This window comes from Providencia burhodogranariea DSM 19968, assembly GCF_000314855.2.
Taxonomy (GTDB): Bacteria; Pseudomonadota; Gammaproteobacteria; order Enterobacterales; family Enterobacteriaceae; genus Providencia; species Providencia burhodogranariea.
Window position 1 is genome coordinate 1,998,084 of record NZ_KB233222.1, and the last position, 20,208, is coordinate 2,018,291.

Sequence of the window (20,208 nt, forward strand, 5' to 3'; positions counted from 1 at the left end):
TGGTTTACCACATACCCATAGCTAACTTGATCTAACGCAACGAATAACCTAAATATGTCAAAGAAATCATCTATGTCTTTGTATCGCTTACTGATAGCCGCTCTAATAATGTGGTCATTTCCTGCAATGGCAGCTGAATGGACAATCGGTGTGCTTGCGTTACGAGGAACCAATTCAACCCAATCTCATTGGCAAGCGTTAACCGATACACTGAACCAATCTATTCCTGATGAACATTTCACTTTGCAGCCCCTGAATCTTGATGAAATGCGTGATGCAATCTCAGCCCGTAAAATAGATTTTTTGCTAACTAATCCTGCGCAATTTGTTCAGTTAGATAGCCGCTATCATTTACGTTGGTTACTCTCTTTACGTTCATCCATGGAGCCGGATAGCACCACTCGCAATGTGATTGGGAGTGTTATTTTGGTTCGAGCAAGCAGTGATATTACTGAGGTAAAAAATCTAATAGGTAAAAAAGTCGGTGCAATTTCCCCTGATGCATTTGGTGGCTATTTATTAGGCTACAAAGTATTAAAGGATATGGGATATAATGCAGAAAAAGACTTTCGCATGCAGTTCCTTGGTTTCCCTGCAGATGCTTTACTGTATGCCTTACGGGATAGCTCACTTTCTGCGGCAATCGTTCCAGTTTGCTTGCTCGAAAATATGGATAGTGAAGGGTTGATTGACGCAAAACAGTTTCGGCCATTAATTGAACACAACAGCTCTCTTCCTTGTAAAACAAGTACCGAGCTCTACCCTAACTGGTCATTTGCGGCGCTTAATGGTGTACCTGATAATTTAGTTGATAAAGTCACTAAAACATTACTTTCGTCAGATAAATCAGGGATGCGCTGGGGTGCACCCGCATCAGCGAATCAAGTAGAAACCTTGTTGCGTGATGTGAATCAACATCCACAGCAGCGCCAAATATGGCAAGATATTGTCAGCTGGATAATTCAACATCAGATCACTATCGGTATTATTGGCTTATTTTTTACCCTACTCGGCATCAACCATGTATGGATCGCGTTTTTAGTACGTCGCCGAAGCCGACAATTAGAAGAAGCCCATAACCGCTTACGTCAGCAAGAAGCTAATTTAGAGAAAGCCCAGCGGCTCAATATTTTGGGGGAAATGGCCTCAGGTTTTGCTCATGAATTAAATCAGCCGCTGTCCGCTATTCGTCACTATGCACAAGGCTGTATTTTGCGCCTCAAAAAAGAGTCTGATGAACACCTATTGATTGGTGCATTGACCAAAATAGATAATCAAGCGCAGCGTGGTGCAGATATTATTCGTAATTTAAGGTTATGGGCGGGTAAACCCCATAATGAAATTTCGCTGCAATTAAATCCGCAGTCAGTCATTTCGACGATACAACATATTTTCCAATTGTTACGGGTTTCACAACACTATCCGCAGGTAAAGTTAATGTTACCCGATAGCCCTGATGTAACATTGAAACTCCCTGAAACCCTACTTGACCAATTGCTATCAAACTTGATCAGCAACAGCCTCCAAGCGGGCGCCAATACTTTATGTTTTGGTTTCCACTTCGCGCCAGATCGCTTTTTACTTGTCCTTCAAGATGACGCAGGAGGTATGAAGCAAACTCAGTTAACCCAGGGTATTACACCGTTTTCGACCACTAAACAGGAAGGGTTAGGACTTGGTTTAGTCATCTGTCAGCGCCTCATTCAAAGTCAAGGTGGTGATATTCGTATTGAAAACAATATCAGTGAAGAGGGCTTAAACGGGTTAAGAGTGACATTAATTTTTCCATATAACCGATCGCTGACATGATTTTTGGCAAATTTTGCAACACAGTATTGATAACATTCATATTAGCAATATGAGAGAATACATCTATTGATAACTCACATATATCCAAAATAATTTTCATTGCATCTAAGTGAACTAAGGATGCTATCCCAGAGAACATGCCACTTTGGTAGCGGACTGAAGTTAACAAACCATGTAGCTTGAAGTATGGCGGATTTATACTCGCTGCTTTATTAAATGAGGCACATATTAATGCCAGTTATACACCTAGTAGATGATGACTCTGATGTGACTGATGCCTGTCATTTTTTGCTGGAAGCGCTCGGTTATATTGCTGTTGTGTGGAATGACAGTGAAGAATTTACCCAACGAGCTAACCTTCATCAAGAAGGTGTTGTACTACTTGATATGCGTATGCCAAAACTAGATGGTCGGCAAGTTCATCAGCTACTCAAAACACAACAAAGTACATTAGCTGTTATTTTTCTTTCTGGTCATGGTGATATCCCAATGGCGGTAGAGCAAGTCAAATTGGGTGCCGTCGATTTTTTACAAAAACCCATTGATAGCCAGAGACTTGCTGAAACACTTGAGCAAGCATTCACTAAAACAGCGAAAGCCACTGCGAGTTATCTTGTACAACAGCGCTACAAAACATTAACTCCGCGGGAAAAAGAAATTTGTACATATGTCCTGCAAGGATTGTTGAATCGTGAAATTGCCGATGTGGCTTGTGTTTCTGTTCGCACCGTTGAAGTACATCGTTCACGCATGATGGAGAAGATGGAAGTGAGGAACCTAGCTGAACTGATGAGTACCTTGCAAGCGGCTCATCTTTTAAATGAATAAGTTATTATGTGTTTATAATGCCTAAAGCTGCTGATGGCAAGGTATAGAGAAGAAGTCAACAGTTCGAATCACTGTGGTTATGACGACTATTCGGGACGCCTACATGCAACTCGAATTATTTTGGGTATAATACAAATATCATTGATCATTCATTTGTTTTTATGATCAGAAGCGTCTGAGTTCAGCTGCCACAACGTTATAAGCCGTTGCAATAAAAAATTTCAATAACCAACGGCTCCGAATAACTAACCTAATTCTTGGAAAACAATGATACAAGCTCCAAAGTTTAATAAAAGTTTACTACACCCTCGCTACTGGCTCACTTGGTTCGGTATCGGGCTACTCTATATTCTCGTGCTTCTGCCCTATCCGATGATTTACTGGATGGGAACGCGTTTGGGTCTACTGTCGAAGCATTTTTTAAAAAGGCGTGCTTTTATTGCCGATCGTAACTTGGAGTTATGTTTTCCTGAAATGAGTTTGCAAGAGCGCAAGTGCTATATTGATAAGAACTTTGAATCCGTTGGAATGGGACTTTTTGAAACGGGAATGGCATGGTTCTGGCCTGAATGGCGAGTTCGCCGCTGGTATAAATGCGAAGGCCGCGAAAATATGATCGCTGCTCAAGCAACAGGCAGAGGTATCATTGTCCTTGGTATCCATTTTCTCACATTAGAATTAGGCGGCCGTGCCTTTGGTATTTTGAATCAAGGAATCGGAGTTTATCGACCAAATGATAACAAGCTACTCGACTGGGTACAGACCCGTGGACGTCTTCGTTCAAATAAATATATGCTTGATCGCCGGGATGTTAAAGGGATGATACGTGTTTTAAAGCAAGGTGAAATCCTGTGGTATGCACCTGACCATGATTATGGCCCTCGCAATAGCTCTTTTGTCCCGTTTTTTGCTGTACCTCATGCCGCAACCACCAATGGCTCCGCGCTATTATTACGTTTAGGTAATCCATTAGTCGTACCTTTTACTCTGCGTAGATTACCCGCAGGTAAAGGATATGAATTACTTATTCAGCCAGCTATCGATAATTTCCCAACCGATGACGAAGTCGCTGTGGCCACAAAAATGAATAAAATTATCGAATCAGAAATCTTAAGAGCGCCTGAGCAATATATGTGGCTTCATCGGCGCTTTAAAACTCGCCCCAAAGGAGAACCTTCTTTGTACGGTGACTTAGATAAAATTCATCATTAGATAAAGCAGTGGCTGTTAGCTCCCTAACAGCCACTGCTTTTTTTAAGTGATGAGTAAGGAGTCTATGTTTAACAGAAGTAATGATTGGAAACGTAACCTCTATTTCGTCTGGTTTGGCTGCTTTTTAACTGGTGCAGCATTTAGCCTGATCATGCCCTTTCTTCCGCTGTACATTGAAAAGTTGGGGGTAACCGATCACGATTCCTTGAGTCTGTGGACGGGTGCAGTTTTCAGTATTACATTTTTATTCTCCGCAATTGCCGCTCCTTTTTGGGGGCGATTATCTGATCGTAAAGGCAGAAAATTAATGCTCCTTCGCTCCGCACTTGGCATGGCGATAGTGATGGTGTTAATTGGTTTCGCGCAAAATATTTGGCAACTCCTGATACTTAGGGCCATTCTTGGACTCCTTGGCGGCTTTGTCCCTAATGCTAATGCATTAATTGCGACACAAGTTCCCGTGAAGAAAACGGGTTGGGCAATGGGGATGCTAGCGACAGGTTCCGTCAGTGGAGCCTTAATTGGTCCCCTGATTGGCGGGCTACTCGCTGACCAATATGGTCTTCGCCCCGTCTTTTTTATTACCGCAATTGTTCTTTTTATCTGTTTTTTTGTGACGTTATTTTATGTAAATGAACGATTTACACCGGTATCACGCAAAGATGCACTAACCAATAAACAAGTATTTTCCTCACTGAAAAATAAGAATTTGGTCATTAGCCTGTTCTTTACCACAATGATTATTCAAGCCGCTATGGGCTCTATCAACCCTGTGATTACGCTCTATATCCGTGATTTATCCAATAACATAGAGAATTTGGCCTTTATTAGTGGAGTGATTGCTTCGATACCTGGTGTAGCTGCACTAATCAGTGCGCCTCGGCTTGGTAAATTAAGTGATCGAATAGGCCCAGAAAAGGTTTTACTTGCTGTCTTAGGGGCCTCAATCTTTGTCATTTTTCCGATGGGATTAGTGAGTAGTTATTGGGAACTGGGGATATTGCGTTTTTTACAGGGAGCCTTAAACGCCGCTTTACTTCCCGCAGTACAAACTCTGATTGTCTATAATATTTCTCATCAAGTTACTGGGCGGATCTTTAGTTATAACCAAGCGTTACGTGATGTCGGTAATGTGACTGGACCACTAATGGGCGCATTTGTTGCAGCAAGTTATGGTTTCAACTCGGTATTTTTCTTTACTGCCGCATTAGTTTTATTCAATTTAATCTACTCATGGTACATGATTAAACGTCAGTCTCAGGATATAAAGCCTAATATTGATTAATTGATTTTGAACTTACAAAACCGAAACATCTCATCATTAACACTATTTAAAACCTGTACAGTTTAAATTATTCAAGTAATTAAGTGAAATTAATAGCATACAATTTGATTGATGATTGTTATAACACTTTGCCATTAATTTACCTTGTTTATTGTGGGTATTGCTCAAATTTATAGCAAAAAAACAAAAAACACACCTTAACTTATTGTTTTAAATGATAATGATTGTTTTATAACCACCTCTTTTCTTGTCAAGAAAATTCCTGTATTGTCCCTTACCTTATCGTGGAATATGCGAGTGATATCGATTTTTCACCTTAAAAATACACGTTTTACAATAAATATATTCTGCTTTTAAGGGTTTTTATAATAATGTATGTTAATAATATGTTTATAGAATAGAATTAACATATCTATAACTTTTGACACCTCCAGCAATGCTAGGTGTTTTATCACGCACAACATCTCAAGAGATAATTTATCGGAGTTCACAGATGAATACTTCTGCGACTAAAACAAAAACGTTTTTTGGGCATCCATACCCACTGAGTTCACTTTTCCTCACTGAAATGTGGGAACGGTTTTCCTTCTATGGTGTACGCCCACTCCTCATACTTTTTATGAGTGCAGCATTACTACAAGGTGGGATGGGACTCCCGATTGAACAAGCATCAGCAATCGTTGGTATCTTTGCTGGTGGTGTTTATATCACTTCACTTCCAGGTGGTTGGCTAGCGGATAACTGGCTAGGGCAACGCAGAGCGGTTTGGTACGGTTCACTGATTATTGCGCTTGGCCATTTATCTATCGCGATGTCCGCGATTTGGACCAATACCTTCTTTTTTGTTGGCCTACTCCTGATCGTATTAGGGACTGGGTTATTCAAAACTTGTATCACCGTAATGGTAGGTACACTGTATAAGAAAGAAGATACTCGCCGTGATGGTGGTTTCTCGCTGTTCTATATGGGCATTAACATGGGATCATTTATTGCCCCATTGATCATTGGTCCACTGCACGAAAAATACGGTTGGCATATCGGATTTGGTCTTGGCGGGATTGGTATGTTAATCGCCCTACTAATCTTCCGTTTCTACGCTATTCCACAAATGCGTCGTTATGACAAACAAGTTGGTTTAGACTCCACATGGAATCATCCAACAGTGCAACGTAAAAACGTAGGGAAATGGGTCACTGTTGCCATGGCATTACTGGCTGTGCTGGTTGTCCTTATCGATAATGGTACAATTCCATTCAATGCAACGACGATTGCAAAAAGCTCTGCTTATATCATTTCAACGTGTGTCGGTATCTATTTTGTCTTTATGTTCTTCTTTGCTGGCCTTAATAGCAGCGAACGTTCCCGTCTTCTTGCTTGTTTAATCTTACTAATCGCCGCGGCATTTTTCTGGTCGGCCTTTGAGCAAAAACCAACATCATTTAATATCTTTGCACGTGACTATACTGACCGCCAAATGGGCTCATTTGAAATTCCAACCATCTGGTTCCAAGCAATTAATGCCTTATTTATTATATTGCTAGCCCCTATATTTAGCTGGTTCTGGCCTTCTCTTGCTAAACGTGACTTGAACCCAAGCAGCATGACCAAGTTCGTTATTGGTATCCTATTTGCTGCGGGCGGTTTTGCCGTCATGATGATGGCTGCAAACCAAGTTCTCGCAACACAAACGGGTGTGTCACCTTTCTGGTTAGTTTCAAGTATCCTATTACTGACACTGGGTGAACTGTGCTTAAGCCCAATCGGCTTAGCGACAATGACCTTATTAGCTCCGCAAAAAATGCGTGGTCAGGTAATGGGTCTGTGGTTCTGTGCTAGCGCATTAGGTAACCTTGCTGCCGGTATCATGGGTGGAAATATCAGTAAAGATCAATTGAACTCTATGCCTGAACTTTTCTCACACGTTTCGATAGCGTTAGTTATCTGCGCAATCGTTCTAGCAGCCTTGATTATTCCTGTCAGAAAAATGTTAAAAAATGCTGATGAGAATGAAGCGAAAGCTAACTAATCATTGATAGCTCTTCATGTCCGATAAGCCTTCATTCCTTATCGGACGTTTTTATATCTCTTTCTCTATAATGGCATAATGGCTCTCTCGCATGTCAATTTAATTAGCATGTATAGTAAATACATTTTGAATTATTTTGAGTCCCCCCCTCGAGAATAAGCATGCTAATCTTGTAAGTCGGTTTTTATTTTATAAATAATGTACCCCAAACTGACAATACAACTTACCGCTCATTAAGAGTCATCCTTAAATCAGCCTTTCGGAAAAGAATTATGCGTAAAATGACACTTTCTGTTTACTATATCGATGCGTTCACAGATCAACAATTTCATGGTAATCCAGCCGCTGTCGTATTATTGGAGACTTGGCTTCCTGATAGTCAACTCATGGCTATTGCCGCTGAAATTAATCTCTCTGAAACGGCATTTTTAGTCGGAAATCATATTCGCTGGTTTACTCCAACTTTAGAAGTAACACTATGTGGCCATGCCACACTCGCAACCGCCTATGTCCTTCATCAATTTAAGCAGTTACCTATCACCCCTTTTACTTTTCATTCACTATCGGGGGAGCTCACTGTTTTCAAAGAGCAGAATGGCTTTACGCTAGATTTTCCAATCCTAAATACTCAACAAGTGTCAGTCGCTGATTACCCACAGCTAGCTGAAATAATAGGTGTGGAAATTGAGTCTCTGTGGCTTGCTAAAGATCGCTATGTCTGTTTTTTAAGTGACTCTGAAAAAGTAGCAAACTGTAAACCAGACATGTTGTCTATGGCGACTCTGCCACTGCAAGGACTAACCATTACAGCAAAAAGTGACAATAAACATGCGGACTTCGTTTCACGTTACTTCGCACCCGCAAAAGGGGTAAATGAAGATCCCGTTACAGGTACTTCACATTGTGCTATTGCGCCATTATGGGCTAAACGACTTAATAAAAATCAGTTAGTCGGTCATCAAATCTCCGCACGTGGTGGAATAATAAAGTGTCATGTTGATAACGAACGGGTCAAATTGACAGGTAAAGCTGCGTTATTCCTGACAGGAACGCTACATATTGATTAATGGCTGAATTTATTTTGAATGCATATTACACTTAACGCTTAATCACCTAAATTATTCAAATTATCTATAAATGCCTGAAAAACGATTACTAAAGTTACAAATAAATAGTGTGAATTCGGATTATAGGCTTTGTCCTATTACATCGGGCAATGGTATCTTAAAGTACGACCGATATAGTACCTATAGCAATTAATTGTAAGGCTACATTATGCATTTTGAAATTGATGATATCCTCCCACAAAAAATCGAAAACTCTATCACACGTGTTTCGAAAGTTATTTTCCCGACCACGACTAATCACCACGATACCTTATTTGGTGGTACTGCGCTTGCATGGATGGATGAAGTCTCTTTTATCACGGCAACACGTTTTTCTCGCAAACGTTTAGTCACTGTATCTACTGAAAAGATTAATTTTACTCACCCGATTCCATCTGGAACAATCATTGAGTTAGTTGGTAAAGTCAGTCGCGTAGGGAGAACAAGTTTAACTGTCGATGTCTCTATATTTTTAGAAAATATGTACCAAGAAGGTCGCGAAGAAGTGATTCATGGGCAGTTTAATTTTGTCGCCGTCGATGATAACGGAAAGCCAACCCCACTGCTTAGCTAATCGAATTGTCATGCAAGATCATTTAATTTAATGATTTTGCATGTATTTCAGTTAGCTACTCATGTTTTTCTGTCGGACTAAGTTTAGTTTAATAACAGACCATTGAAAATATAACAATTTCAAACAAAAGTTAATAACCCTCCAATATTGCCTTTTTGCTAAAAACTATTAATCGTGACATGTCACGTTTTTAAGTACAGTGAATAATTAACCTTCATTAATAGAAATAACAAATCTAATCTTATGTAATTAATCATTATATTAACTTCATTTTTTACTATAGGCAGTAGTTTACACTGCTAATCCGCCGTATTGATAAGTTACTAATCCAATTGATTGTGTTGGTAACTCACCACTCTCCAGCTTAATTATTTAACTTAGATATGCCAATTTCGCCAAAAAAAGATATCCACACAAAAAACTCCGTTAATGATCTTTCTTAACATTTTCGTTTAACATAAAAAATAGCATAACAAAAATATCAACAGCCCTTTTCAAATGACTTTTACTCTCAAAACGACCATCTTTTGCTAAAATAGCCCTAGCTATATATAAATGATTATATTGTTTATATATAGTGCAGTTTGCCTTCATTAAAAAACTCTTATATTGTGTATGATTAGTTGTTGATACTTGTAATGCCGTTTTGTTATATAATAAGTTAAAACACATTGATATTCTGGGTCTATCGACGTAAAGTAATTAAATAAAATTTTGGTATTTACTTACAAAAATGACTATTGATAATATTAACTTATCTGTTTAACAATTTTTGATTTAAAGTTGTGAACATTGTCATTACATTAACTATTAATCAATAAGATATTTACTCACAATATGTTTAGAATTTACTGTTTAATTTTACTTTTCTTAGTTTCTATCCATTCTAGTTTTGCAGCTGTTCCAAATGAGACTCTTAAGTTGATAGAAAAAGAGGCTCAAAAAGGCGATGTTAAGGCTCAAGTAATGTTGGGTATTGGTTACTATCTTGGTAATGAGGTTAAGCAAAATTACCCGAAAGCAAAGAAATGGTTAACCATGGCTTCTAACAAAGGTAATCCAGATGCTCAACTCTTTTTAGGCGATATGTACTTAAACGGCAATGGTGTTGAACCTAATATTGAAACGGCGATGGAATGGCTAGAGAAATCCGCTTCTCAAGGTAATGCCGAAGCCCAAAATTATATGGGCCAATTTTATTATCAAGGTATCGGTGTTAAACAAAATTATATTGTCGCGTTTGACTGGTTTAAAAAATCAGCCGATAAGAAATATCCGCCAGCAGAATACCAAATCGCTAAAATGTATGAAAATGGTGAAGGTATCGAACTTGATGATACCGCAGCTAAAGAATATCTAGACAAAGCCTGTAAAAGTGGATTAAAAGAAGCCTGTAAAAAATAGCTTATTCAAAATTTATACTGCCATCTTTTATGGCAGTATATTAATCATTGTCTTTACAGTATGTTTATCTGAAAATTTGCATTCCCCCTGTTTTATATCCCATTTATTTCTATAAGCGATGTTACTCAAAATTTAACCCTCTACTTTCTTCATCATGCCCGTGATGTCAATCTGCTGCTTAAATAGATATTAAGGAAGTAAATACTTCAAATTATGATGTTATCTAGCATCCAGTGATTTTTATATAAATACCGTGACTTATCATCGATAGATAACTCGATTTATTCTGAGCATATGTATTTAAAATTAATGATTAATTTCAATATACTGAGAAATGTTCTAAACTGTTAAAATAAAAAACAAAAGGAGGATTTATGTATAAAACAATTTTAGTCCCGATTGACGTTACTGAAGATGCACTCACCGAACTCGTTATCCCTCATGTAAATGCCTTGCAAAAGCTAAATAATGCATCTGTTCATTTTCTCGCAGTCACCTCTGGTATTTCAAACTATTTACGTTATGGCGGTACTATCCTTCCTGGTGATTTTCCTGATGATGAAAAACAAGCAGAGATCATCCTCAACATCTTAAAAGAAAAAGTTAAACTCTTTTCTATCCCTGAAGATAAAACGTATATCACCTCTTCAGTCGGTTCTGTTAAAGATGAAATATTAGCTGTTGCAGAAGAGGTCAATGCCGATGTGATCATGCTGGGTTCTCGTCGCCCAAGTATGTCGACTTATTTACTAGGTTCAAATGCCGCATCAGTAGTGCGTTATGCAAACACTTCAGTACTTGTTATCCGATAGTATAATTTAAAAAGTTTAACATAGTATTATCAACCAATTTTTTAGCTTTAGACTGAATATGATCATCTTATTACGAGCTAATCCAGAGATAATAAATACACACAATTTATAAGACTATTTCATAAGTTTATAGGTTAGATTAAAGCTTCATAAACATTTCGTGGCTTTCACACCCTGCTTTTATAGCAGGTTTTTTTCTTTTCCCTGCTGTATTTTTTAGCCTATTAATTCTCAAAGCAGCTTAAATTTCAATCAATATCAATATGCTCAATTATGGATAACATCAAGCATCGAGGTTATTTTCATATTATCTATTTATCAAATTGATTAGGTCTATATGATGATAGTTTAAAAAACAAAAAGCCCACCTTATTGGCGGGCTGAATGCAATAATAATGATAAAAAACTATTGTTCTAACGCTGACGTCATTACTTTCTGGAAGTCTTCCCAAGAACAGTAACCATTTTTATCAATTGGGCAATTTTTCATTTCTAAGGTGACATGTTTTGGTGGTGTTTTTAACGATAGGTAGCTATTGTTTCTTAGCTGATCAGCCGTTTGGTAGACATACTCCACTTTGACATAATCCTTTTTGTCACTCTTATCATGCCAGCGTTGAAAAACTAATTTCCCGCCAATCGGTGTATGCTCATATTGCTCTGGTAGTTTATATGGATTGAAATCCATCGCCGACATTAACGAGGCAATATTCGAATCATGACCAACTAGCATAATAAACTTGGCTGTTTCACCTTTATTCGCTGAAGTGAAGCCTTTATTGATGTAATTTAACAGTGGATGAGCAACATTCTTAGCAATTAATTTTGGTGTAAATAGCGTTTCTTGATAACCGTTTTTTAATGTATTTAATTTTACCCATTTATCTGCGGTATCGACCATCCCCCACGCAACTTGGTCAGCAGGAAAACCTTCATAATATTGTAAATCAATCGCGTCTACGGCAGAGTTAGCAATTTTTAATGCCCCAGAAACACCTGGTTCTTTATTTGCTTCAATAATAAAGCTATTTTCTTGGGATGAGAGATCACAAAGTTTATCTGTTTGGCATTTCTTGGAGTTTTTAATATCGAGAATAGAGTCTAATTCCTGATAACCAGCTTTAAGATTAAGTCCTTTTAAATGATCCTCCATTGCTAATAATGCCTTTTTCTTAAACTCAGGGCTATCATTGGTAATAATAGGATTAAATACTGGATCCATCGTTCCTATTTCAGGTTGATGATGAATTTTAACGGTACATCCAGGGAATGCCCCCGTAATAAAGAATTGGGCTGTTGCTATCGTTCTTTGTAAGCTATTGGTATACACAAAAAGATTTTCATTGCCTGTTGGGCAAAGGTCATCAGGAATTAAGTTATTTTGGTCTGCCCACTCCCTAAAATAGTGCCCCATATAAACTTCAAGTGCACCGCCTTTTGTCGTTAAATAACCACTTTGGGCATCCCAAGCAGGCCATTTTTTATCCGTAACTTCAGTTAAAATGCCTGTATTAACGATAGGCGTTCGTAAATTATGACGACTTAAAAGCAAAACTTGGTCGAGCTGCATATTTTCTAAATTATCAGTACTTGCAAGCGCTGGTGCTATTGGTGTTAACAATGCAGCTGATAAACAAAGCGTTAGAATCTTATATTTCATCGACGTACTCCACCATTTTGTTGTTGTCATATTTAATTGCCATCATTTGATGACATCTACTGATTTATTCTTTTTAATTTAACCTGTTCAAATTAATCTTTATATTAAATTTAATACCAACTTATCATGAAGCAACTAACTTTTTTTTCTGCGATTAATATCTCAAAAATAGGTTTTCAATGGGAAAAATCATTTAAACAGGTATTTATATGAGCGGTGACTGATCGAACCGCTTAAGAATACATAGCAATAATTATAGTATAAAAAAGCCCACCTTATTTGATGGGCTGAAGTTAGAATAAGATAAGATTACTGGTAATACTGAACTTAAATTTACTGAAAATGGGAACTTTTCACCTCAAACCAAGACGTAAATAAGCATTTATAAGCCACGTTTTTCCATCAATAACGCAAGATCTATCAAGCGATTTGAAAATCCCCATTCGTTATCATACCAAGCTAAGATCTTGACCAGTTTTCCACCAATAACGAGCGTGGAAAGACCATCAATGATAGATGAGCGAGGGTCACCGCGATAATCGCTCGATACCAAAGGTTCTTCGCTGTACCCCAAAATACCTTTTAAAGGTCCTGATTCGGCAGCTTTAACAAATGCAGCGTTAATTTCTTCAACTGTCGCTTCACACTTAAGGTTTACGGTTAAATCCACAATCGATACAACAGGTACTGGAACACGCAAAGAATAGCCTGTCATTTTACCTTCAAGTTCAGGGATAACCTTACCGATCGCTTTTGCTGCACCACTAGAATAAGGAACAATCGAAACAGCAGCCGCCCGTGCTCCACGTAAATCTTTTTCAGGTTGGTCATGCAATGCTTGGCTGTTGGTATAAGCATGAGTGGTATTCATAAGTCCGTGCTCGATGCCAAATGTCTGATGTAAAACCTGAGCTGCGGGAGCCAAGCCGTTAGTTGTACAGCTACCATTGCTGACGACTTTATGTTTAAGCGGATCATATTTATCATCATTGACGCCCATCACAATAGTAATATCGTCATTTTTAGCAGGAGCAGAAATGATGACTCGCTTTGCTCCCCCCTTAGTGATATGAACCTCAGCTTTCTCTTTTTCTGTAAAGAAACCCGTGGCTTCAATAACAATATCGACACCAACACTATGCCAAGGAATTGCAGCAGGATCTCTTTCTGAAAATACGCGAATTGCTTTTCCATCAACAAACAGCTGGTTTTCTTTTACTTCAATGTCGGCCTTTATCGTGCCTGATAATGAATCATATTTAAGGAGATGCGCGAGGGTTTTACTATCTGTGAGATCATTAATGGCGACAACCTGAAAATCATCACGCCCCAATGCTGCGCGGAGGACATTTCGACCAATTCTACCGAATCCGTTAATACCAATTTTCACCATGATAAAACTCCTTTATTAACTGAATTAAGTTAATAGTAGCCTCAAGGAGAGATGGCGTAAATGACAACAAAAGAACAATTTAAGCCATCTTTCGAGAGTGAAAACGCTCACGGTATTCTGTTGGGGTCAGATGTAAGTTGCGTTCAAAAACCCTGCGTAGGTTTAAGCTCGTACCAAATCCAGTGTTAACAGCGATTTGTTCAATACTCTGCATCGTTTGTTCAAGATATTGTCTGGCAGCATTTAATCTAACCTCTTCCACATACTTTGCTGGTGTAATTCCGGTTTCGCGAGTAAATACTCGAGTAAAATTACGTAGGCTCATTGCAGTGCGTTCCGCTAAATTTTCTACAGATAAATCGTCTGTGAGGTTATCAGGTAACCATACCTGAAGATCACGGATTGGACCTTCATTGGCTTGATTTAACAAATATCGGCTAAACTGAGCCTGTCCACCGGGGCGGCGTAGAAACATGACAAGATCTTGTGCGACTTCCCGGGCAAGATTAAATCCATAGTCATCTTCAACCAGCGCCAGAGTCAGATCAAAGCCCGAACTCACACCACCCGACGTCCAAATTACGCCATCCTGTATAAATAAAGGTCCCCTTTCAACGACAACCAATGGGTAATGTGTTTGCAGGGTATCAAGCAAATTCCAGTGTGTAGTGGCACGGCGTCCATCCAACAAACCTGCTTTGGCTAGTAAGAGCGCTCCACCACAAATCGAAACAATTCGTTTGGCATGCGGTGCTGCAAGCTTAAGCCAACTTACAACACGGTCGCCTTCATCTTCGGTCAGCCCTTTGCTGGTAACCATGATAGTATCGCGGGAAATCGCAGGATCCAGATCACACAGCCGATAGTCGGCAAGCAGATTTAGTCCTGAAATGCCATTAACTACACGATGTAGCTGCGTTGTTGCTACTGTAACTTGATAGCGAGGATGGGAGAAATCTGTTTGTTGTAGGCGATTTGCCTGCATAAAAATATCGGCGATCCCAGCGGCTTCGAACAGCATTCCCCCATCAGGGATGATAATCAAAATGGTGTGCATGGCATTAATTGTATGGTTGGTATTATATATGACAAGTGTAGCGCTTAAATATGGTGAAAAGCCAACTATTTAATCAAGCAAATGCATTGTACTGAAATGAAGTACATATCGAGCCAATGTTTAACTTCAATATAAAATACCCAATAAGCATAGCCAAATACCATGAGCCAATTGTTGAGATCTACCGTCTATTGACACAAAATCGAAATACTTTAAGATTCGATTTAATTCATTTATCCGGATACGTCCATGAAAATACAACCAGCTATTTCAACTCAATTCAATGATATTATTGATGTTTGGGAGTCTTCTGTTAGAGCAACCCACTTCTTTCTAACTGAAGAAACCATACAAGAATTAAAAATTGCGATTCTTGAAAAATATTTGCCACAATTAACTGTTTTTGTCGTGGTAGACCATAATAATAAAATTAATGGCTTTATCGGTATTGCTGAAAATCGCCTCGAAATGCTATTTATCTCTCAAGAAAACCGAAGTAAAGGTCTTGGTAAACAAATGCTTAACTTTGCCATTCAACAATTAGGTGTGAATGAGCTGGACGTCAATGAACAAAACCTACAAGCTGTTGGTTTTTACCAGCATATGGGTTTTAAACAATTTGCTCGCTCTGAAAAAGATGGACAAGGTAATCCCTTTCCACTGCTGCATATGCGACTAGAAACAACTATATAGTAGGCCAAAAAATGACAATAATTGAACTCGATACACCACGTTTACGTGGTTGGCGTGAATTAGACCGTGAGCCTTTCTTAAAAATGAATTGCTCACCAGAGGTGATGCGCTATTTTCCAGCAGTACTGAATAAAGAGCAAAGTAACCAACTCATGGCGGCTATTATGGCGCGGTTTGTCTCTCAAGGTGGATGGGGATTGTGGGCCGTGGAATTAAAATCACAAAATACATTTATTGGTTTTACTGGCCTGAATATTCCAACTTATGCCCTTCCTTGCTAACCTTGTACAGAAATCGGCTGGCGTTTTCTATCTGAATACTGGCAACAAGGCTATGCCACAGAAGCTGCACAAGCTGTTATTCAGTTTGCATTTGAGCAACTCAAATTAGACGAAATTGTCGCCTTTACGGCTGTCCAAAACACGCCTTCAGAAGCAGTAATGAAAAAACTCGATATGATTAAAGATCCTGAAAACTTTAATCACCCGGCTTTACCTGAAGGGCATTGGTTACAAGAGCATGTACTATATCGGTTACAAAATCCAAACTAATACCCAAACCCGCTTTATTGGCAGATATCTATCCATGCGCCTTTGGTTAGTTCGAGCATCCGCTGTGGCGAAATACGTATTGCACTATTGACTGAACCCGCCGCAGGAAGGACTTCACTGTATTGTTGTAACGAAACATCACAATACACCGCTAAATCAGAAGGTAAACCAAATGGGCAAACTCCACCAACGGGGTGGCTCGTTAATGCAACAACTTCTTCTGCTCTAAGCATCCTCGCCTTAGATCCTAAAGCCTGCTTAATCTTTTGGTTATCTAATCTTGCTTCACCTGCACAGACCACTAAAACGACCTCATTTTTGACTTTCAATGACAGCGTTTTAGCAATTTGATTGGGTTCGACATTATGTACAATAGCAGCTTGTTCAACAGTTGCAGTTACACCATCTGTTTCGATAATTTCGATATCGGGGGCATGTTGTGAGATAAAAGCTTTAACAGATTCAATACTCATTGATTTTTCTCTTTGATTGTTATTTTCAACGCTCTGTTATTTTTAGCTTAAATTACCAAATCTATATATTGAAAAATATTCAAATGGCAGCAATTTTTAAGGCTAAATGAAATATATTAATGTATTTTAAACAAAAATTTCTATCCACCTTAGCTGTCTCGTGTACTAAACTAATCACTCAAAATATTTTAAGATAACCTTACATCATTATATGAGTTTATTTTCGTCAAACGTTAATGTCTTGATCACAGTGATTTGCTGAAAATCTTAGTGCATGATAAATGTGTTTTATTAAAGCGCCACTCAGCTTGTCATACTGAGAAGATAAACCTACACTATTGGCTAAAAAAGGTGCTGAATCATTCCAAGAACCCATACCGCCAAATACCCAAGAACCGCACGCTACATTAAATAATAATTCACAAAGAGCTTGATTACTTTCTGGTTTCACTTCTAATTTTTCAGCTTGGTATTTAAAGATCGCAGCAAAATTTGGCTCTTCAATATGACTCGCGAGTTGTTCGAGTTGTTGTAGCGTTGCTTGAAAATCAGATTGATTGCTTAATTCATTTTGCAATCCTACAATATTTTGCTCAGCCATAGACGCTTGAAAAATAACACTGCCGTCATCCCACTCAACCGATAATAGTGTTGCTAAAGGTTCACCTCGAGTGATCACAACCTGTTGCTGTTGATTTAAATAATATCGGGCATTACTTGCTATTTTTAGGTGATACCTTAGCTGTGAAATGAACACATTTACTGACGATTCTTGGAAAATTTCATCACTTTGTTTATTCTGTAAAACCCAGCGTTTCACATAAGATAACGCCTTTAATAATGAAAGATCTTGTTCACGCTTGAATGCCCTTACAACACAATATGCAATATACTCATCAGCTCTCACTATTCTCTCCTAGTCTTTGTTACGTGCCATAAAAAAGCCTCTGCATTATGCTCTGACTTCTAATTGGTTAGATACCAACTAACAGAAACAGTGTATTAATTTCAGAGGCTTTTATTCAATAAATGTCTTTGATTTAGCGTTAAACAACTCACTATGGCACTCTACACCTCAGGCAATAAACCAATATAGGTGGTTTTCTTTCTAGCCCCCGTCATTAGAGGTTCTAGACCTTTAACACATTTTAAATAATGCGCTGTTTTCTTATGAGCAAGCACCGCTTCATCATCCACATAAGCTTCATATATATAAAAGCGAGTTGGAATTTCAGGATCTTGTAAGACATCAAAGCGTAGATTACCCGGCTCTTGAATTGCGCCTAAATGATTCTCACGAAAAACGTCAATAAATTCATCGATTTTATCGTCTTTTACATTAATTTCGACTAACGTAACATTCACAGTTCACCCCTTATTTTTTTCACTCAAGAATAGTTGATAAGCATGCTGTGGTTTTTCATTACCATGTACCACGGCTTTAATCGCTTTAATCATCGCAACAGGATCTTCTGATTGGAAGATATTACGCCCCATATCAACACCTGATGCGCCCTGATCAATTGCTTTATGGCACATTTCTAATGCTTCCAGCTCAGGTAATTTTTTACCACCCGCTATCACTATGGGTACTGGGCAACCCGCTGCAATACGTTCAAAACCTTCTTCTACAAAGTAAGTTTTGATAATTTGAGCTCCCATTTCCGCGGCGATCCGAGTTGATAAAGAGAAATAACGTTGGTCGCGTACCATATCTTTCCCCACCCCCGTTACCGCCATTGTGGGTATACCGTACCGCATTCCTTCATCAACCAATTTAATAATATTTTTGATTGATTGATGCTCATATTCAGTCCCGATATAAACTTGAGCAGCAACAGCACACACATTCAGACGAACTGCATCTTCAATCGCAACCGCAACCGCTTCATTAGACAGTTCAGTCAAAATGGAGTTAGCACCTGAAGCGCGTAATACGATAGGTTTATTCGTTGCAGGTGGCACTTGAGAACGTAGAATTCCACGCGTGCACATCAACACATCAGTTTCAGGGAATAAAGGCGCAATATTGAGATCAATACGCTCAAGACCCGTTGTTGGGCCTTGAAAATAACCATGATCAAACGCGAGCATTACTGTTTTGTTATCTTTTGGGTCAAAAATACGCGCTAATCGTGATTGCATGCCCCAATCCAGCGCTGCACTGCCTTTTAACGTGAATAAAGTATTTTTTTGTGGGGATTTTAAGCCAAAATCTTTACCGTCACGGATATCATCTAAATCAGCCATTAATTACTCCATATAATATATTCAGCGCAGTAACCTCACGCGTCATGATTAAAAGTCGTAGTTATTGATATTTTCTTTGGTAAAAATAACGCGTTCAGGCATCACAACGATACCGTTGCCTTTATTTTCATAGCTGTAGCCTTGAACGCTATTAGGTGAGACTTCGACGGTGCCTACACCGGCAATATCTAATTTATCGCCAACACTAAGTTCACCTTTGTTAGATAAAGCATTTGCCACATTAACCGCAATTTCGCCCTGTTTAACCACATCCCACAACGCAAACTGCTGAACCGTTCCACGCTCAACATAAGGGCGCATAACATTTGGTGTACTAAAGCCAACAATAGCAACATCGTTACGTTTTAAATTTTCAGCGGCTTGAGCTGCTGCGGGTAATGCGTTGGCATCAGGTGCAATGATTGCATCTAAATCAGGCCATGCCTTCAGAATACCTTCTGCGGTTTGTAAGGATTTAGTGGCGTCGTTATAACCATATTGAGTAGTGACAACTTCCCAGTCTGGATGCTCAGCCTCTATTTTGGCTTTGGCTTCTTTCACCCATTGATTCTGGTCGGTGACTGTTGGGCTTGAATAAAAGAAAGCCACTTTTGCTTTGTCTTTTTTGACTTGGTTAGCCGCCATATCAATTAATATTCCACCTAATTGTTTAGGTGTACCTTGGCTAACATAGATAGAACGGCATTCAGGATTGGTGTCTGAATCCCATGTTAGGACTTTTACACCGCGTTGCATGGCACGTTTCAACGCGGGACACAAACCTTCGGGTGACACCGCAGAAACGATAATTGCATCGTAGCCACGATTCACAAAGTTATTAATTAACTGCACCTGACCTGAAACACTAGGCTCAGTCGGGCCATCATAAGTCACATCAATACCCAGTTTTTTTCCTGCTTCTACTGCACCTTGACCGCCGCTAGTAAAGAAACCGACGCCGACTAGTTTCGGAATAAAGGCCATTTTTTCAGCTGCATGAGCCCACGAAACGCAAGCGAGACTTAATGCAGTCGCAATTGTGAGTTTTTTCATCATGGATGCTTTCATGTCATTC

Annotated in this window: 18 protein-coding genes and 1 pseudogene; 11 read left to right on the forward strand and 8 right to left on the reverse strand. The window is 38.9% G+C overall.

Annotated features, from left to right (window positions below):
* Positions 1-72 precede the first annotated feature (72 nt).
* From ttrS to OOA_RS08600, 9 genes are all read left to right on the forward strand, one after another.
* Positions 73-1,809, forward strand: a complete 1,737-nt coding sequence (ttrS, locus tag OOA_RS08560) for a tetrathionate respiration histidine kinase TtrS (RefSeq protein WP_008911744.1) — start codon at positions 73-75, stop codon at positions 1,807-1,809.
* Between the two features lie 231 nt (positions 1,810-2,040).
* Positions 2,041-2,637, forward strand: a complete 597-nt coding sequence (gene ttrR / locus OOA_RS08565) for a tetrathionate respiration response regulator TtrR (RefSeq protein ID WP_008911745.1) — start codon at positions 2,041-2,043, stop codon at positions 2,635-2,637.
* Between the two features lie 267 nt (positions 2,638-2,904).
* A complete protein-coding gene (locus tag OOA_RS08570) occupies positions 2,905-3,849 on the forward strand; it encodes a Kdo(2)-lipid IV(A) acyltransferase (RefSeq protein WP_008911746.1) in 945 nt (314 codons plus the stop codon).
* 64 nt (positions 3,850-3,913) lie between these two features.
* Entirely contained in the window at positions 3,914-5,134 is a 1,221-nt protein-coding gene (mdtG, locus tag OOA_RS08575) for a multidrug efflux MFS transporter MdtG (RefSeq protein ID WP_008911747.1), read from the forward strand.
* Between the two features lie 493 nt (positions 5,135-5,627).
* Positions 5,628-7,160, forward strand: a complete 1,533-nt coding sequence (locus OOA_RS08580; protein WP_008911748.1) for a peptide MFS transporter — start codon at positions 5,628-5,630, stop codon at positions 7,158-7,160.
* Positions 7,161-7,432: 272 nt separating this feature from the next.
* Positions 7,433-8,227 (forward strand): PhzF family phenazine biosynthesis protein, encoded by a 795-nt coding sequence (locus OOA_RS08585; RefSeq protein WP_008911749.1) that lies wholly within the window; start codon positions 7,433-7,435, stop codon positions 8,225-8,227.
* Positions 8,228-8,435: 208 nt separating this feature from the next.
* Positions 8,436-8,840, forward strand: a complete 405-nt coding sequence (locus OOA_RS08590) for an acyl-CoA thioesterase (protein ID WP_008911750.1) — start codon at positions 8,436-8,438, stop codon at positions 8,838-8,840.
* Between the two features lie 837 nt (positions 8,841-9,677).
* On the forward strand, positions 9,678-10,244 hold the full coding sequence (locus OOA_RS08595; RefSeq protein WP_008911751.1) for a tetratricopeptide repeat protein: 567 nt from the start codon (positions 9,678-9,680) through the stop codon (positions 10,242-10,244).
* Between the two features lie 374 nt (positions 10,245-10,618).
* Positions 10,619-11,056: a universal stress protein gene (locus OOA_RS08600; RefSeq protein WP_008911752.1), complete on the forward strand. Its 438-nt coding sequence runs from the start codon at positions 10,619-10,621 to the stop codon at positions 11,054-11,056.
* 406 nt (positions 11,057-11,462) lie between these two features.
* Here OOA_RS08600 and agp read toward each other — a convergent pair whose 3' ends face one another.
* The 3 genes from agp to OOA_RS08615 all read right to left on the reverse strand — a co-directional run bounded on the left by agp (position 11,463) and on the right by OOA_RS08615 (position 15,166).
* Positions 11,463-12,716: a bifunctional glucose-1-phosphatase/inositol phosphatase gene (agp, locus tag OOA_RS08605; protein WP_008911753.1), complete on the reverse strand. Its 1,254-nt coding sequence runs from the start codon at positions 12,714-12,716 to the stop codon at positions 11,463-11,465.
* A 382-nt stretch (positions 12,717-13,098) separates the two neighbouring features.
* Positions 13,099-14,109, reverse strand: coding sequence for a type I glyceraldehyde-3-phosphate dehydrogenase (gap, locus tag OOA_RS08610; RefSeq protein ID WP_008911754.1), 1,011 nt, complete (start codon positions 14,107-14,109; stop codon positions 13,099-13,101).
* Positions 14,110-14,188: 79 nt separating this feature from the next.
* The gene (locus tag OOA_RS08615; RefSeq protein WP_008911755.1) at positions 14,189-15,166 is read right to left on the reverse strand and encodes a GlxA family transcriptional regulator; all 978 of its coding nucleotides are present in this window, start codon (positions 15,164-15,166) and stop codon (positions 14,189-14,191) included.
* Positions 15,167-15,415: 249 nt separating this feature from the next.
* Between OOA_RS08615 and OOA_RS08620 the strand changes: the two genes are divergently transcribed.
* Together OOA_RS08620 and OOA_RS20475 are read left to right on the forward strand one after the other, a co-directional pair.
* Positions 15,416-15,859, forward strand: a complete 444-nt coding sequence (locus tag OOA_RS08620; RefSeq protein WP_008911756.1) for a GNAT family N-acetyltransferase — start codon at positions 15,416-15,418, stop codon at positions 15,857-15,859.
* 11 nt (positions 15,860-15,870) lie between these two features.
* A pseudogene (locus OOA_RS20475) lies at positions 15,871-16,410 on the forward strand (GNAT family N-acetyltransferase).
* Between the two features lie 14 nt (positions 16,411-16,424).
* On the opposite strand, the gene OOA_RS08630 reads toward OOA_RS20475, so the two are convergent.
* The 5 genes from OOA_RS08630 to lsrB all read right to left on the reverse strand — a co-directional run bounded on the left by OOA_RS08630 (position 16,425) and on the right by lsrB (position 20,201).
* Positions 16,425-16,883, reverse strand: a complete 459-nt coding sequence (locus OOA_RS08630; RefSeq protein WP_008911759.1) for a YbaK/EbsC family protein — start codon at positions 16,881-16,883, stop codon at positions 16,425-16,427.
* Between the two features lie 226 nt (positions 16,884-17,109).
* On the reverse strand, positions 17,110-17,790 hold the full coding sequence (locus OOA_RS08635; RefSeq protein WP_008911760.1) for a hypothetical protein: 681 nt from the start codon (positions 17,788-17,790) through the stop codon (positions 17,110-17,112).
* Between the two features lie 161 nt (positions 17,791-17,951).
* Complete coding sequence (gene lsrG / locus OOA_RS08640; RefSeq protein WP_008911761.1) at positions 17,952-18,248, reverse strand: (4S)-4-hydroxy-5-phosphonooxypentane-2,3-dione isomerase; 297 nt, start codon at positions 18,246-18,248, stop codon at positions 17,952-17,954.
* A gap of 3 nt (positions 18,249-18,251) precedes the next feature.
* On the reverse strand, positions 18,252-19,133 hold the full coding sequence (gene lsrF / locus OOA_RS08645) for a 3-hydroxy-5-phosphonooxypentane-2,4-dione thiolase (RefSeq protein WP_008911762.1): 882 nt from the start codon (positions 19,131-19,133) through the stop codon (positions 18,252-18,254).
* 48 nt (positions 19,134-19,181) lie between these two features.
* A complete protein-coding gene (lsrB, locus tag OOA_RS08650) occupies positions 19,182-20,201 on the reverse strand; it encodes an autoinducer 2 ABC transporter substrate-binding protein LsrB (protein ID WP_008911763.1) in 1,020 nt (339 codons plus the stop codon).
* Positions 20,202-20,208: the final 7 nt, after the last annotated feature.